This window comes from Rhizobium mongolense USDA 1844 (assembly GCF_000419765.1).
Lineage (GTDB): Bacteria > Pseudomonadota > Alphaproteobacteria > Rhizobiales > Rhizobiaceae > Rhizobium > Rhizobium mongolense.
In genome coordinates this window covers 159,850-173,859 of the sequence record NZ_ATTQ01000011.1, presented here as the reverse complement: position 1 = coordinate 173,859, position 14,010 = coordinate 159,850, and the positions used below count along the sequence as shown (strand labels likewise).

At 59.3% G+C, this 14,010-nt stretch carries 7 protein-coding genes and 1 pseudogene; 3 read left to right on the top strand and 5 right to left on the bottom strand.

Translation table 11 applies throughout. The features are described 5' to 3' along the window. Positions 1-11 precede the first annotated feature (11 nt). Both treS and glgB read left to right on the top strand, forming a co-directional pair. Positions 12-3,329: a maltose alpha-D-glucosyltransferase gene (gene treS, locus A3C3_RS0121980; RefSeq protein WP_022716744.1), complete on the top strand. Its 3,318-nt coding sequence runs from the start codon at positions 12-14 to the stop codon at positions 3,327-3,329. After that, entirely contained in the window at positions 3,326-5,533 is a 2,208-nt protein-coding gene (gene glgB, locus A3C3_RS0121975; RefSeq protein ID WP_022716743.1) for a 1,4-alpha-glucan branching protein GlgB, read from the top strand. Before treS ends, glgB begins: the two co-directional genes overlap by 4 nt. Before the next feature lie 130 nt (positions 5,534-5,663). Here the strand turns inward: glgB and A3C3_RS42695 are convergent, their stop codons facing one another. Beyond that, entirely contained in the window at positions 5,664-6,455 is a 792-nt protein-coding gene (locus A3C3_RS42695; RefSeq protein ID WP_084797004.1) for a putative bifunctional diguanylate cyclase/phosphodiesterase, read from the bottom strand. 26 nt (positions 6,456-6,481) lie between these two features. Then, positions 6,482-7,669, bottom strand: a pseudogene (locus A3C3_RS41685) (PAS-domain containing protein); the annotation flags it as partial. A gap of 470 nt (positions 7,670-8,139) precedes the next feature. Between A3C3_RS41685 and A3C3_RS0121965 the strand changes: the two are divergent. Continuing rightward, positions 8,140-8,343, top strand: coding sequence for a response regulator transcription factor (locus A3C3_RS0121965; protein ID WP_022716742.1), 204 nt, complete (start codon positions 8,140-8,142; stop codon positions 8,341-8,343). An 8-nt stretch (positions 8,344-8,351) separates the two neighbouring features. Here the strand turns inward: A3C3_RS0121965 and A3C3_RS48975 are convergent, their stop codons facing one another. The 3 genes from A3C3_RS48975 to A3C3_RS0121950 all read right to left on the bottom strand — a co-directional run bounded on the left by A3C3_RS48975 (position 8,352) and on the right by A3C3_RS0121950 (position 13,982). Next, positions 8,352-9,368, bottom strand: a complete 1,017-nt coding sequence (locus tag A3C3_RS48975; protein ID WP_483414371.1) for a hypothetical protein — start codon at positions 9,366-9,368, stop codon at positions 8,352-8,354. 273 nt (positions 9,369-9,641) lie between these two features. Further along, a complete protein-coding gene (locus A3C3_RS0121955) occupies positions 9,642-10,805 on the bottom strand; it encodes an ROK family transcriptional regulator (protein WP_084797003.1) in 1,164 nt (387 codons plus the stop codon). Between the two features lie 153 nt (positions 10,806-10,958). Continuing rightward, positions 10,959-13,982 (bottom strand): alpha-mannosidase, encoded by a 3,024-nt coding sequence (locus A3C3_RS0121950; protein ID WP_022716739.1) that lies wholly within the window; start codon positions 13,980-13,982, stop codon positions 10,959-10,961. Positions 13,983-14,010: the final 28 nt, after the last annotated feature.

Genomic DNA, 14,010 nt, shown 5'->3' with positions numbered 1-14,010 from the left:
GAGGAAGCACAATGGATGTCGCAACCACAAGTCGCAGTCAGACGCAGACCGAGACGCAGACAAGCACGCAAGATTCCGATCCCCTCTGGTACAAGGACGCCGTCATTTACCAGCTCCACATCAAGTCGTTCTTCGACGCCAATGGAGACGGCATCGGCGACTTCGAGGGACTGCATGAGAAGCTCGATCACATCGCTTCGCTCGGAGCCAATGTCATATGGCTCTTGCCGTTCTTCCCGTCCCCGCGCCGTGACGATGGATACGATATCGCCGACTACACCAATGTCAGTTCGGACTACGGCACCATGGAGGAGTTCGAGGCCTTCGTCGAAGCCGCACATCAACGTGGGCTGCGAGTCGTTATCGAGCTCGTCATCAACCACACCTCCGATCAACATCCGTGGTTCCAGCGGGCGCGCCATGCGCCTCCCGGCTCGCCAGAACGCGACTTCTACGTCTGGTCGGACACGGATCAGAAGTTCCCGGAAACCCGGATCATCTTTCTTGACACTGAAAAGTCCAACTGGACCTGGGATCCTGTCGCCGGCGCCTATTACTGGCACCGGTTCTATTCCCACCAGCCCGACCTCAATTTCGATAATCCGCTGGTGCTGAAAGAGCTTCTAAGCGTGATGCGCTTGTGGCTGGAAACCGGAATCGATGGTTTCCGACTGGACGCAATCCCCTATCTGGTCGAGCGCGAGGGGACAATCAACGAGAACCTGCCAGAGACGCATGGAATCCTGAAGAAGATCCGTGCAGCACTCGATTCCACTCACCCTGGCAAGATGCTGCTTGCCGAGGCCAATCAATGGCCGGAGGATACCCGCGATTATTTCGGCAACGGCGATGAATGCCACATGGCATTCCACTTCCCCTTGATGCCGCGCATGTATATGGCAATCGCCAAGGAAGATCGGTTTCCGATCACCGATATTATGCGGCAAACGCCCGAAATTCCGGAGAGTTGCCAATGGGCGATCTTCCTGAGAAATCATGACGAGCTGACACTCGAGATGGTCACCGACGATGAACGGGACTATCTTTGGAACATCTACGCCGCCGATCGTCGCGCGCGCATCAACCTCGGAATCAGGCGACGTCTTGCGCCGCTGATGGAGCGCGACCGCCGCCGCGTCGAACTGATGAACGCGCTTCTGCTTTCGATGCCCGGTACTCCCGTGATCTACTACGGCGACGAGATAGGCATGGGCGACAACATCTATCTAGGCGACCGCGATGGCGTGCGAACGCCGATGCAATGGTCCCCGGACCGCAATGGCGGTTTCTCGAAGGCAAACCCCGCCCGCCTCGTTCTGCCGCCCATCATGGATCCGCTTTACGGCTACGAAGCGCTCAATGTCGAAGCGCAGGGGGCCGATGCCCATTCGTTGCTCAACTGGACACGGCACATGCTTGCCTTGCGCAACAAGCATACTGCATTTGGGCGCGGTTCCTTACGGTTCCTGTCGCCCGGCAACAGGAAGATCCTTGCTTATCTTAGGGAATACCAAGGCGAAACGATCCTTTGCGTCGCCAACCTGTCGCGCCTGCCGCAAGCCGTCGAGCTGGATCTTGCCAATTTTGCCGGTTACGTCCCGATTGAGCTGACGGGCATGTCTCCTTTCCCGCCGATCGGTCAACTCACCTATCTGCTCACGCTGCCCCCTTATGGTTTTTTCTGGTTCCAGCTCAGTCAGGAGACTGATGGCCCCGCATGGCGCGCCGAGCCTCCCGAGCAGATGCAGGACATGGTGACCATGGTCGTGCGTCGCGACCTGCAGGAACTGCTCGATGAGCCCCGGCTTTCAGGTACGCTTTCGAGCGAGGTGCTGCCGGCCTATCTTGGCAAGCGGCGCTGGTTCGCCGCCAAGGGCGAGAGGTTAAAGCGTGCGTCCCTGATTTCCGCCATGCCGTTTCCGTTCGCCGGCAACATCTTGTTTGCGGAACTGGAAGCCGAGCTGGAAGCTCGCAATGAGAGATACCTGCTGCCGCTTGCCGTGTCGTGGGATGACAGCCAGCCCAGCGCTCTGGCCCAGCAGCTTGCCCTTGCCCGTCTCCGCCAGGGCCGTCGCGTCGGCTTCCTGACTGACGGATTTGCGATGGAAGGTCTTGCACGCGGCGTCATACGAGGTCTCTGTGACCGTGCCGTCATCGCCGGTCGCGCTGGCAAGATCGAGTTTGTAGGGACCGCGCAGCTCGACTGCATGAGCGTCGATGATGACATACAAGTGCACTGGCTCTCTGCCGAGCAATCCAACAGCTCGCTTATCGTCGGCGATATGGCGATGGTAAAACTCATCCGCCATATCTTCCCCGGTGTCCATCCGGAAGTGGAGATGACGCGCCGGCTGACCAGCGTCGGATATGCCAATACCGCGCACCTGCTCGGAGAAGTCGTTCATATCACGCCCGATGGCAGCCGCTACACGCTGATTATCGTGCAAAGAGCCATTCGCAATCAGGGCGATGCGTGGAACTGGATGCTGGCCAATCTGCGTCGCTCGACCGACGAGGTCGTGGTGACCGGCGTCGACGGCAAGGCGGCCGACGAGCATTTCAAGCCGCTCGTCGAGTTCGCTGCGACCGTTGGCAAGCGGCTCGGCGAATTGCATGCGGCGTTGGCGCGCCCGACCGAAGACGTAGCCTTCAAGCCCGTCCGCATCACCGATGAGGACGCCGCTCGCTGGGCAAACGCTGTAAGGGAGCAAATTCGCGGCAGCCTCGACATGCTTAAGGCAAGCGGCGACAGTCTTGCGCCGGCGCTGGCGCAGCAGATCGTCTTTCTCGTCCAAAAGCGCGAGGATCTCTTGAACGCTGTTGACGATCTCGCCAAGGCTGCAGTCGGTACGCTGATGATCCGAAATCACGGCGATTTCCATCTCGGCCAGGTCCTGGTTGCGGAAGGGGATGCCTACATCATCGATTTTGAGGGAGAGCCCGCACGCGATCTTGCCGAACGACGCGCAAAGACCAATCCCCTGCGAGATGTCGCAGGCCTCCTGAGGTCGTTTAGCTACCTGGCGGCATCCGCCGATCTTGACCTGGAACGGGTAAGTGAGGTGGAAGATCAAAGACACGGCGCACTCGTTGGGCGCTTCACCGACTTGGCCGAGCAGGCATTCCTCGGTGCTTATTTCGGAGTGATTGAAGGCGTGCGCGAACTCAATATTCCGACCAATTCGCGCAGTCGCATCCTCGATCTGTTCTTACTGGAGAAAGCCGCTTACGAGATCGCCTATGAAGCGCGCAACCGACCCCACTGGCTGGCGCTGCCGCTTGGCGGTCTCTCGGCCATCGCATCGAGACTGCTGGAGAAAGTCGCATGAGATACGAGCGCACAGACTTGATGATCGGCACTGTGCAGGAGGGCCTTCAGGCTCTCGTCGAAGGCCGTCACGGTGATCCATTCTCGATCCTCGGACGCCACCAGTATGGCGATTTTACCGTCGTAAGAGCCTTGTTGCCCGGGGCAGCGTCCGTCGACGTCGTCGAGGCTGACACCGGCCGCGTGCTGACCAGACTGGAGACGATTCACGAAGGTGGCCTGTTTGCCGGGGCAATCGGCAGCACGACGAATTATCTCTTTCGCATCAACTGGCCGGATGCCGTGCAGGAGACGGAGGATCCCTATATTTTTGGATTGCTGCTCGGTGAGCTTGACCTGCATCTGATTTCTCAGGGCACCCACTATGATCTCGGCCGCACGCTCGGCGCCATTCCGATGGAGATCGATGGCATACAGGGCGTGCGATTTTGTCTGTGGGCACCCAATGCGCGGCGGGTTTCCGTGGTTGGCGACTTTAACAGTTGGGATGGTCGCCGGCATCCGATGCGACTGCGTCCTTCAGCCGGCGTATGGGAACTCTTCATCCCGCGCCTGACGCATGGAGAACGCTACAAGTTCGAACTCATTGATGCCAACGGCAATCTCCTGCCGCAAAAGGCCGACCCGGTTGCCCGTGCCAGCGAGGCTGCACCCTCTACGGCTTCGATCGTCGCGCCCTCAAAACCCTTCCGCTGGAGCGATGAAGACTGGATGCGTGCTCACAGCGCCGAGCGCGCGCTCGAAGGCGCAATGTCAGTTTACGAGGTGCATCTTGGCTCCTGGCTTCGGATTGCCGAGGAGGCAAACCGGCCCCTCGACTGGGTCGAATTCAGCCAGAGGCTGGTTCCCTATGTCCAAGATCTCGGCTTTACGCATATCGAACTGTTGCCGATCATGGAACATCCGTTCGGCGGCTCCTGGGGCTACCAGCCACTTGGCCTTTTTGCCCCGACCGGCCGTTACGGCCTCCCGGATGACTTTGCCTATTTCGTCGATCGCTGCCATGCTGCCGGCATTGGCGTCATTCTCGATTGGGTGCCGGCGCATTTTCCAACCGATGTCTGGGGACTTGCCCGCTTCGATGGCACCGCGCTTTACGAGCACGAAGACCCGCGCGAGGGCTTCCACAAGGACTGGAACACTCTGATCTACAATCTCGGGCGCAACGAGGTGAAAGGGTTTCTGATCGCCAGTGCCCTTGAATGGCTGGAGCACTATCACGTCGACGGTCTGCGCGTCGATGCGGTCGCCTCAATGCTTTACCGCGACTACAGCCGCAACGAGGGCGAATGGATCCCCAACGTCCATGGCGGACGCGAGAATCTGGAGGCGGTCGAATTCTTCAAGCACCTGAATAGCATCATCCATCATCGGTGCCCGCATGCCTTTACGGCTGCCGAAGAGTCGACCGCCTGGCCAGGGGTCACGACGCGTCCCGAGGACGGCGGCCTCGGCTTTGATTTCAAGTGGAACATGGGCTGGATGCATGACACCCTGCACTACATGCAGGAGGATCCAGTTCACCGCAAATACCATCATTCGGCGATGACGTTCGGCATGATCTATGCTTATTCCGAACACTTCATGCTGCCGCTTTCCCACGACGAGGTTGTGCACGGCAAGGGTTCGCTTTTCGCAAAGATGCCCGGCGATCACTGGCAGCGGCTTGCTAATCTGCGCGCCTATTACGGCTTCATGTGGGGGCATCCAGGCAAGAAACTCATTTTCATGGGGTGCGAGCTTGCCCAGGAGAGTGAATGGGACCACGATGGCTCCGTTCGTTGGGACCTGCTCGACAGTCCCGCTCATGCAGGTATTCAGCGGTTGATCCGTGACCTCAACAGGCTCTATGCGCAAGAGCCGGCGCTACAGTTCAGCGACCTTCATGCCGCTGGCTTCGAATGGGCGGTCGCAGACGACGCGGAAAACTCCGTCTACGGCATGCTTCGCAGTTCGCCCGACCGCTCGTCGCTCATGCTGATTATGTCCAATCTTACCCCTGTTCCGCGGTACGGTTACCGGGTCGGTGTGCCCACGGAGGGCCGCTGGCAGGTGGTATTCAATACCGACGCGGCGATCTACGGGGGGGCCAATCTTGGCCAGACTGAGGTCCGGGCAGAACGCCAGCCAAGTAACGGCAAGCAGTATTCCGTCCTTCTGACATTGCCGCCGCTCGCGACGGTCTTCCTAAGGCACAAGGAGTAGCGTTCTTCCATCTGCGCTGGCGCCTGGTCGTGCTTTGAGGGAATGCTGCGGCGAAGCCTATTCACTGCGATGGTCTGCCGCGTTTTGGTCAGACAAGAAGCGGCCAGGCGGCTTGGCTTCCGAAGGCTTCTCAGCGCGACTGGGAAGGCGAGCCTTTACGCAAGAGTTTCTCGACATGACTGAAAGGCAGAGGTTTTCCGAAGAAATATCCCTGAATTTCGGTGCAGCCGTGCTCCCTCACTTGATCGAGCTGGTTGGTCGTTTCGACGCCTTCGGCAGTGGTCGTGATACCGAGGCTGGATCCCAAATCAACCACCGCCTTCACGATGGCAGCGCAATCCTTGGAATCTCCAAGTTCACGGATGAATGATTGATCGATCTTGATCTTGTCAAACGGGAAAAGCCTCAGATAGCTCAAGGAGGAATATCCGGTACCGAAGTCGTCCATCGCAATCCGCACTCCAAGCCCCTTGATGTGGTGCAGGGTTGCTAGGGCCGTCTCGCTGTCAGTGAGGAGGACGGATTCGGTGATTTCGAGTTCAAGCTGAAAAGCCGACAGACCGGAATCAGCAAGGGCAGAAATAACCGTATGGGTAAGCGAGGGGCTTCTGAACTGGACTGGTGAAAGGTTCACCGCAACCCTTACATGCCCCGGCCAGTTTGCGGCATCTTTGCAGGCCTGGCGCAACACCCATTCTCCGAGTGGCACGATCAAGCCGGTTTCTTCCGCCAGCGGGATGAATTCATCCGGTGAAACCAGGCCCCGCTCGGGATGGTGCCAACGCAAGAGTGCTTCGAAGCCGACAACCTCTTCGGTTCCTGCATTGACCTGCGGCTGATAGTAGATCTCGAACTGGCCGCCTGCGATAGCCTGCCGAAGGTCGGCGTCGAGTTTGCGCCGCTTCTGGATGCCGGCATCCATGCAGGCTCGAAGAAACAATAGGTGCCTCTGCCGCCCGTTTTTGCTTTGTAGAGAGCGGTGTCGGCATTCTTCAGCACACCATCTGCCGTGTCGCCGTCGTCAGGAGCAATCGCAATGCCGATGCTTACCCCGATTTGAATAGGCTGCCCCTCGACGATAAACGTTTCGCCGATGGCATTGACAAGTCTTTGGGCAAGTGCCGCGGCGCGTTCCTTCGTTTGGACCTCCTCCTGAAAGACGACGAATTCGTCGCCGCCCAGCCGGGCAATGCTATCGCCCTCACCCAGGCATGTCTTCAGCCTGTCGGTTACGGCCTTAAGCAGGAGGTCGCCGACGGCATGCCCCAATGTATCATTCGCATGTTTGAAGTGGTCCAGATCCAGGCATAATAGCGCGCTGCGCTTGCCCCCGTTACCAAGGGCCAATTCCTTTTCAAGCTTCTCACGTAGGAGCGTGCGATTGGGCAGGCCAGTCAGCGGGTCGTGACCAGCCATGTGTTTGATCTGTTCTTCGGCGCGCACGGATTCGGTGACGTCTTCATGGGTTGCGACGTAGCCGCCATTTTCCATCGGGTTATGTGTGATCTTTATCACCCTGCCGTCCATCAAGACGATATTCTCACTGGCAGCGGAACCCTTTAGCGCGGCTTCGACGACAACATCGAAATACGCCTCCTGCTGAACCGGTGCGTTTCCAGCTGTTTGCCGATAGTCGAGGATTTGCCAAAGAGGCGTTCCCGGCCGTGTCAAGGTTTCGGGCAGGTCGTACAAGCGACAATAGCCTGCGTTGCACAGCAACAGGTTCTTGTCAGCATCGAACATGCACAGACCGTGCGGCATGTTTGCCAGTGCCGCATCGAAGCGGCGGTTCTGATCGGCCATATCCCTTCTTATGCTGGCCAGCGCCGAAATGTCATCACAGCTGATCAACCATCCGCCATCGTCCACCGGCGTGGAGGTCAGCGAGACGATCCGGTCACCGACTGAGATCTCCTGATAGAACAAGGTTGAACGTGTGAGGAGATGCGTGAGCCAGCTCTCTTGACTGTCGTCGGATTGCTGCGTCCGGCCAAGGATCGGAATCTGAGCAGCCATCCTTGTCGCGCTGACGCCGACGTCAATAGCCCCTTTGGGGGCCTGCAACAGTTTGCCTATCCGATCGTTGAAAACCACAACCCGCAAGTCTGCATCCAGCAGCGCGACACCCTGCTGCATAATCTCCAGAATACGGAAGGAACTAAGCATAATCTACCTTTGCAGCAGGTGACACAAAACACAACCGTAAAGTGCGTCGGACGCAATCGCAATGGCTTTTCTGCGAAATTGCTCAACCAGGTCGTGTCGCGATCGCTTCTGCGCGTGCAAACACGCCGACACTTCCGGCATGATTGCCGTCGTGCTTCGCTCCGCAAGTGCTTATATAAGGCCGCAGGTTCTGCCATTGAGAGAACGCGCGAGCTGGAGACTGACGGAGATGCTGCGAGCCGTAACCGTTCGATGCCGGTTTGAACTGAACAAAGGGTGCGGTCGAGACCGCCGCAATGCTCAGACCGGGTAGCGGTGACGCATTGTTGCACGAGGTGCACCCAGAATTCTCGAAAACGGGTTCGTTCTGCCTCCGGCGAGCCCACGACGCACCTATATCTATTAGGAGCCACGCAATGCGGTAAGCGAAGAGGAAGAACTTGAACGAGATCCACATCACCAAGCGAGAGAGGGAAATCCTGACGCTCATGTGCGACGGAAAGAGCGCGCAGGAGATTGCGATCATCCTCGGGTGCTCGGTGCATACCGTGCGAACGCATATCGAAGCGCTGAAGGATACATTTGCAGTCTACAAAGACACGGCTCTGGTGGCCGCGGCGCTAAGGACAGGCGTGATTGAATGATGAAAGCGTCACGCCTGTTCTGAAACGTGTACAGGGAATGACCGGCGCGCTCGGGCGGTTCGCCTGTTCCGGCTGCCGTTTGAGGGCGGCGCCATTCCTTCAGTTTGCCCGTAAGCGCATTTTTTCATTTTGATGCAGGCGAAGACCCGGTATTGCATTGTCGATCGTAGCGGGAATGGCTTGATTTGAAAACAGGACGGCGGCTTTCGATATCTGGCGCATCGAGGGGGCGGGATCGCAACGATGATCGTCCAGGCATCAGCCCGGTCGACATTGCAGATCACAATTCCCGCACGGCCATGGGGCTCCTGCGCCGCTTTGGGCCGCTTACCCGCCAGGAGCTTTCCAGGCATCTTGGGCTCACGGAGCCGGCTATAACGGGGATTATGCGCCGCCTGGCCGATGCGGGCCTGGTCAGCGGGAAAAAGCGTCCCACAACTGCGCACTACACGGCGCTCGAGTTCTCGTTGCGAGCCGACGCCGCATATTCCTTGGGAATCCGCCTCGGTGCGCATGGCGGCGAAGCTGTCGTCATGGATCTTGCCGGCAGGATCCCTCAACAGCGCGCTTTCACAAAATCCGAAGAAATCAAGGAGGCTGTTTTGCACATCCGCCATGCCGCTGGCCTCTCTGGCAAACTGCTGGGATGCGGCATCGCTCTCTCGGCCGGGTTGCCGCTCGATCGGAAAGCCATCGAGGCTAGCCTTGAATTGGACGCTGGCCCGCTCTTTTTTCTTGATGACACCGAGGCGGCGGTCAATGCCGAGCGTATGTTGGGCATAGGTGACCGCGAAGGCGGTCTGGTGATCGTCATCGTCGACGAGACTGTGCGCGCCGGGCTTTTGATCGGCGGGCGGCCGTTTCGGGGTGTTCACGGATTGGCTGGCCAGATCGGCGACATGCGCTCGGGTGTTGATGGTGCAAGCCTGAACGAAGTCGCGACCTTGCCCTCGCTCAAAGCGTACCTTGCAGCCCACCCGGGCGCAACCGATGGCTGGGTGGCGATTGCTGCGCGCCATCTTCATGAGGCGGTCCTGGCGATTTCAGGATTTATCGCTCCGGGCGCCATCCTCATCGGTGGTGCTCTGCCCGACGATGTTTTCGAGGCAATCATTGCGCGCCTGTCGCGCGAACGGGACGACAAAATTCGCGATCTCGTGATTGCGCCTTGGATACCATCCGTGCGGCGGGCGTCCTTTCCGTGGGCAGGGGTCGCTGTCGGCGCCGCATTGCGACCGTTCTCCGAGACACTTTTGCCCGATGACCGTCCATGATCGCTTGACGCGCCCTGCCAACTGTCACGCTGCCGGGTCCTGGGACTGTCGGCTGCTGATTGGATTTCGAAACCTCTGACCCGGTTCGGCGGATGGCAACCCCAGGCGATGGGCAAGCGGGATTGCGGCGGCACCCAGAGCCGCGGCATCTTCCGAGCCGGCCGCCCGGTGAAGGAACGGCGCTCGTGCGCCAAGCCGGGTAATCTCCTCGTGGACGTAGACAAGCAGTTCATCAATTAGACGGACAGGAAAGCGACCACCGATGAGAACACCTTCCGGATCAACGATCATGCCGATATCGACAATTGCTTGGGCAAGCTTGATGCTGATCTTGCGCAGCCACCTGCTGACGCGGCTGCGTCCCGCATCGTCGAGGTTGAGAAGATCTCCCGGGGTTGTCGCTTTGATGCCGTTGCGCTCAAGATAGTCAAACAGGATGAACAGCGAGAACATTTCGCCGAGTGGTTGGGTGCTACCGGCCAACGGGCCATCATCAAAGACGACCGGCAGCCAGCCAATTTCTCCGCCGATTCCGCTGGCGCCCTTATGACGGACCCCATCTATGACGAGGCTGCCGCCGAGACAGGCATTGGCGAGGATGTAAAAGAAACTGCCGATTTCCGTGCCGAGGCCATACTCGATTTCACCGAGCGCAGCAGCGTTGGCGTCGTTGTCGATGAACACCGGATGATCGGAAATTGCCTCCAGCGCACCGCGCACGTCATAGCCATTCCATCGCCGGTATTCTGATGGAAAGCCGACGACTTTAACCTCTCCGAGCCAGTCAGGAATAGCAAGGCCAATCCCCGCCAGACGAGCTTCTTCGATGACCCTGCGGCGTCTGAAGGAAGATAGCGCGTCTGCCATCAAGCCCGCGAAGTCGTCCGGTAGCAGAAAGCGCCTTTCGTGATGGATGCGTCCGCGCACCGTGCCGGCTGCATCCACAGCGACGATCGTGAGGTGATCGCGATCAATATTCGCGCCGACCGAAAACACGCCTTCGGGATCGATCTCCAGCTCGATGGCAGGTTGTCCGCGCAGGCCGTGCCTGCGGCGCGCCTCCATAACGAGTCCTTCATCGAGCAATCGATCCACGATGCGGGTGACGGCCTGTTTCGTCAGCCGCGATTGGTGGGCAAGCTCCGTGCGCGAGATCGGGGCGCCGCGGTGAATTGCGGCGAGAATCATGGCCCGATTGGCCGCCGCAGCCTGCTCCGTATTCGAGCCCGACAGTATCAATCCCGGTATCCCTTCGCCGTGACCTAATCTCAACGCAAACTAGGCGATTGTCGTGGATGCGAAAAGCGCCCCAAGAGCGGTGTTGCATCGAGCCGTATCGGATCACGTCCTGGCTATTCGCCAGCTCTTGACCTCAAAGGGGCGCAAACCGGCATTCGGCACCTTCTCCATCGGCTCTTCGAGGATACTGACGACGCCCATGTTCTGCCAACGCGGCGGAAGGCGCAATTCAAAGTTCCCGCGCCGCCCGGCAGGCTCGTACACGCGCACGATGAGGCCATCGCCGTCCTCCGAGGGCTTGACAGCGGAAAGTGCCGCATCAATCCCGACCGCGGCGAGCGGCTGCCATCTGCCCGTTGCGCGATCTGCGACGGCGACGGCCAACAGAGGTTGGTTTAGATCTTCGGCCTCCTCCCTCACACCCCCTTCGTACCACGAGCCCTCATGTGGCATCAGTGAATAGGTAAAAGTCTGGATGCCTTCGTCGGCAAGCGGATCGGGATAGACCGGCGCGCGCAGGAGGGAGAGGCCCAGGACATTGCCACGCACGCTGTGGCCATACTTTGCGTCATTGAGGATGGCAACGCCAAAGCCGGGCTCCGAAAGATCGGCAAAGCGGTGGGCAGGCGCTTCGAACATCGCAGCGTCCCAGGACGTGTTCGAATGGGTCGGACGTTCCACGACCCCGTAGGCGCATTCGCAGGTTGCCCTCGCGTGACGCACGGCAACGCCCGTCAGCGTGCGAAGGAAGACACGCCGGTCATGCCAGTCGAGTTCTGTCTGTATGTCCAGCCGCCGCGCGTTGGCACCGAGCGACAGAACCTGCGTAATGCGCGAGTGGCGCCAGGTTCGAACGATCTTGATCGCCGCCCGGTGGGGGCCGTTCTCAATCAGTTCAAGGCTGTCGAGATGAGTGATCTCTTCGCCACGAGCCACGTAGTCTTCTTCGACATCCCAGGCGTCCCAATTGCGCGGCTTGTCGGCGGGATAGACGAAAAGGCGATTGCCGCAGCCCTCAAGCGCCTCACGTCCTGTTGGCTTGTGCAAAATGCTGGCGATCGAGCCGTCGTTGGCAAGCCTCACTTTCAGGACAGCGTTTTCCAGATAGTCGCGCCCGGCCGAAAGGCCGGTCTTTGGCTGGAGTGCTTTGCTCGCCAGAACAGCAAGCCCAAGCGGCGCGATCTGTCCATCGGCCGAGATCGTGCTGCCGTCCGATAGCGTCAAGCGGATGGGACGCTCGGAAAGCGACGGATTGACCACCAGAACATTGTTGCCTTCTCCAACCGGCAGTTGCGCCGCTATCGATTTCATCGCCGCCATTTGAGTTGAGCGAGCCTCTGCCACGACTGCGTCGAGTTCGTTGGCGGCATCGACATAGACCTCGGCAATCGAGGAGCCGGGCAGGATGTCATGAAACTCGTTCTTTAAGACGACACGCCATGAGCGCTCCATCGATGCCGGCTGCTCGCCCCCCAGGAGATAAGCAAGGCCGGCCAGCGTCTCGGCGGTAACCAGACTGCGCTCTGCTTTTCGGTGCAGCCGCTTGACGGCACTCTGACTTGTGAGCGTTGCGCGGTGCAGTTCGAGATAGATCTCCCCTTGCCAGACCGTCAGGTCCTTCTTGGCTGCCGTGTCATGCGCATTCTTGAAGAAGTCGTGGACCCGTGTCCAGCGTGCTTGCGGCAAAGCCGGGAAGAAGCGCAGCTGCTCTTCTCGCATAATCATTTCCGGCGTCACGCCGCCGCCGCCATCGCCGTAGCCCACGGCAAGCAGCGTGGTTTCGTGCTTGTCCTTCTGGCGGAAGTTCTTCCAGGTCGGAACGAAACAATCCGGGCGCACGAAGCCATTGTAGCCCTGCATCGGATTGTCGAATGTGTGGGCAAGGACCCTGCTGCCATCGAGCCCTTCCCACCAGAAGAGGTCGGCCGGGAACTGATTGGTTTCCGACCAGTTGACCTTAATTGTGAAGAAGCTGTTCATGCCGCCCTGACGCAGAAGCTGGGGCAGGGCGCCGGAAAAACCAAAGCAATCGGGCAGCCAGCAGACGGTATGGCGAACCCCGAAGGTCTTTTCGAAATAGCGCTGGCCATAAAGGATCTGCCTGCTGAGGCTCTCGCCGGTCGGCATGTTGGTGTCGGGTTCGACCCACATGCCACCAAGCGTTTCCCATTGGCCTGCCTTTGCCCGTTCGATGATGCGCGCCAGCAAGCCTGGATCGTCTTCGGCAATCTGCGCATAGTAGTGGGCTGTGGACTGATTAAAGCGGAAATCGGACGATTGCTCCATGAGCGACAACGCCGTGTGGAATGTACGGCGCATCTTCCGCCGGGTTTCGCTGTAGGGCCAAAGCCATGCAAGATCGATATGCGCATGCCCGGTCAGTGCGATCTCGCCTTGCGGCGGAAAACGCTCGCGCAGTTGCTTAAGCTGTACAACAAGTGCTTCGTAGGCTTCGAGCACACTGGCCCGCTGGCTCTGGTTAAGACCTTCAGGTGAAACCTCAAGTGGCGGCAACTGCCAGATCTTCTGCTGGACCGGCGAGGGCGCCGTACGCGCGACATAGGCTGCGGTAGCCGACGGCCAGTCGAGGCCGCGCATGGCGTGTTCGGCGACATCCAGGAGATGCGGAATGACCTCGTGACCGTCGAGGATTTCGGCCGCCTCCGTGATCTGCCGCAAGAGCAGCCAGAGCCTGTCAACGGCAGTGTCTAGCCAGATGACTGCACCACGTTCCAACCTCGGGTGCCGCACAGGTTCTCCAAAGGGCAGGCGCGCGACAGTTTCGGAAGAGATGCGGATGCTGCGCGAAGGGACAAGGAATTCCCGGTGATAGGGATCGAGGCCGAGCCGTGTCTCATTGCCCGTCTCGTCGGCGATCGTGATCAGGCTTTCGCCGCCAAGGTCAAGCACGAGCCGAGCGTCGTCAAGGGGCCAATGGCCGGGCAAGGTGATTGCGCCGGAAAAGCGCACCGTGCCGTCTTTGCGTGGCCATGAGTCGCCCAATGCGATTGGCTCTCCTTCAAAGGTCCAGCTGTCTATCTCAATTGTTTCGCGCGAACGCCAATGTTCCAGCTCTGCGATACGGACGCGAATGCGGTCGAGGCGTTGGGTCAGAGTAAGCGTCATGATGAGATCCTGAGATGTGAATGCAATG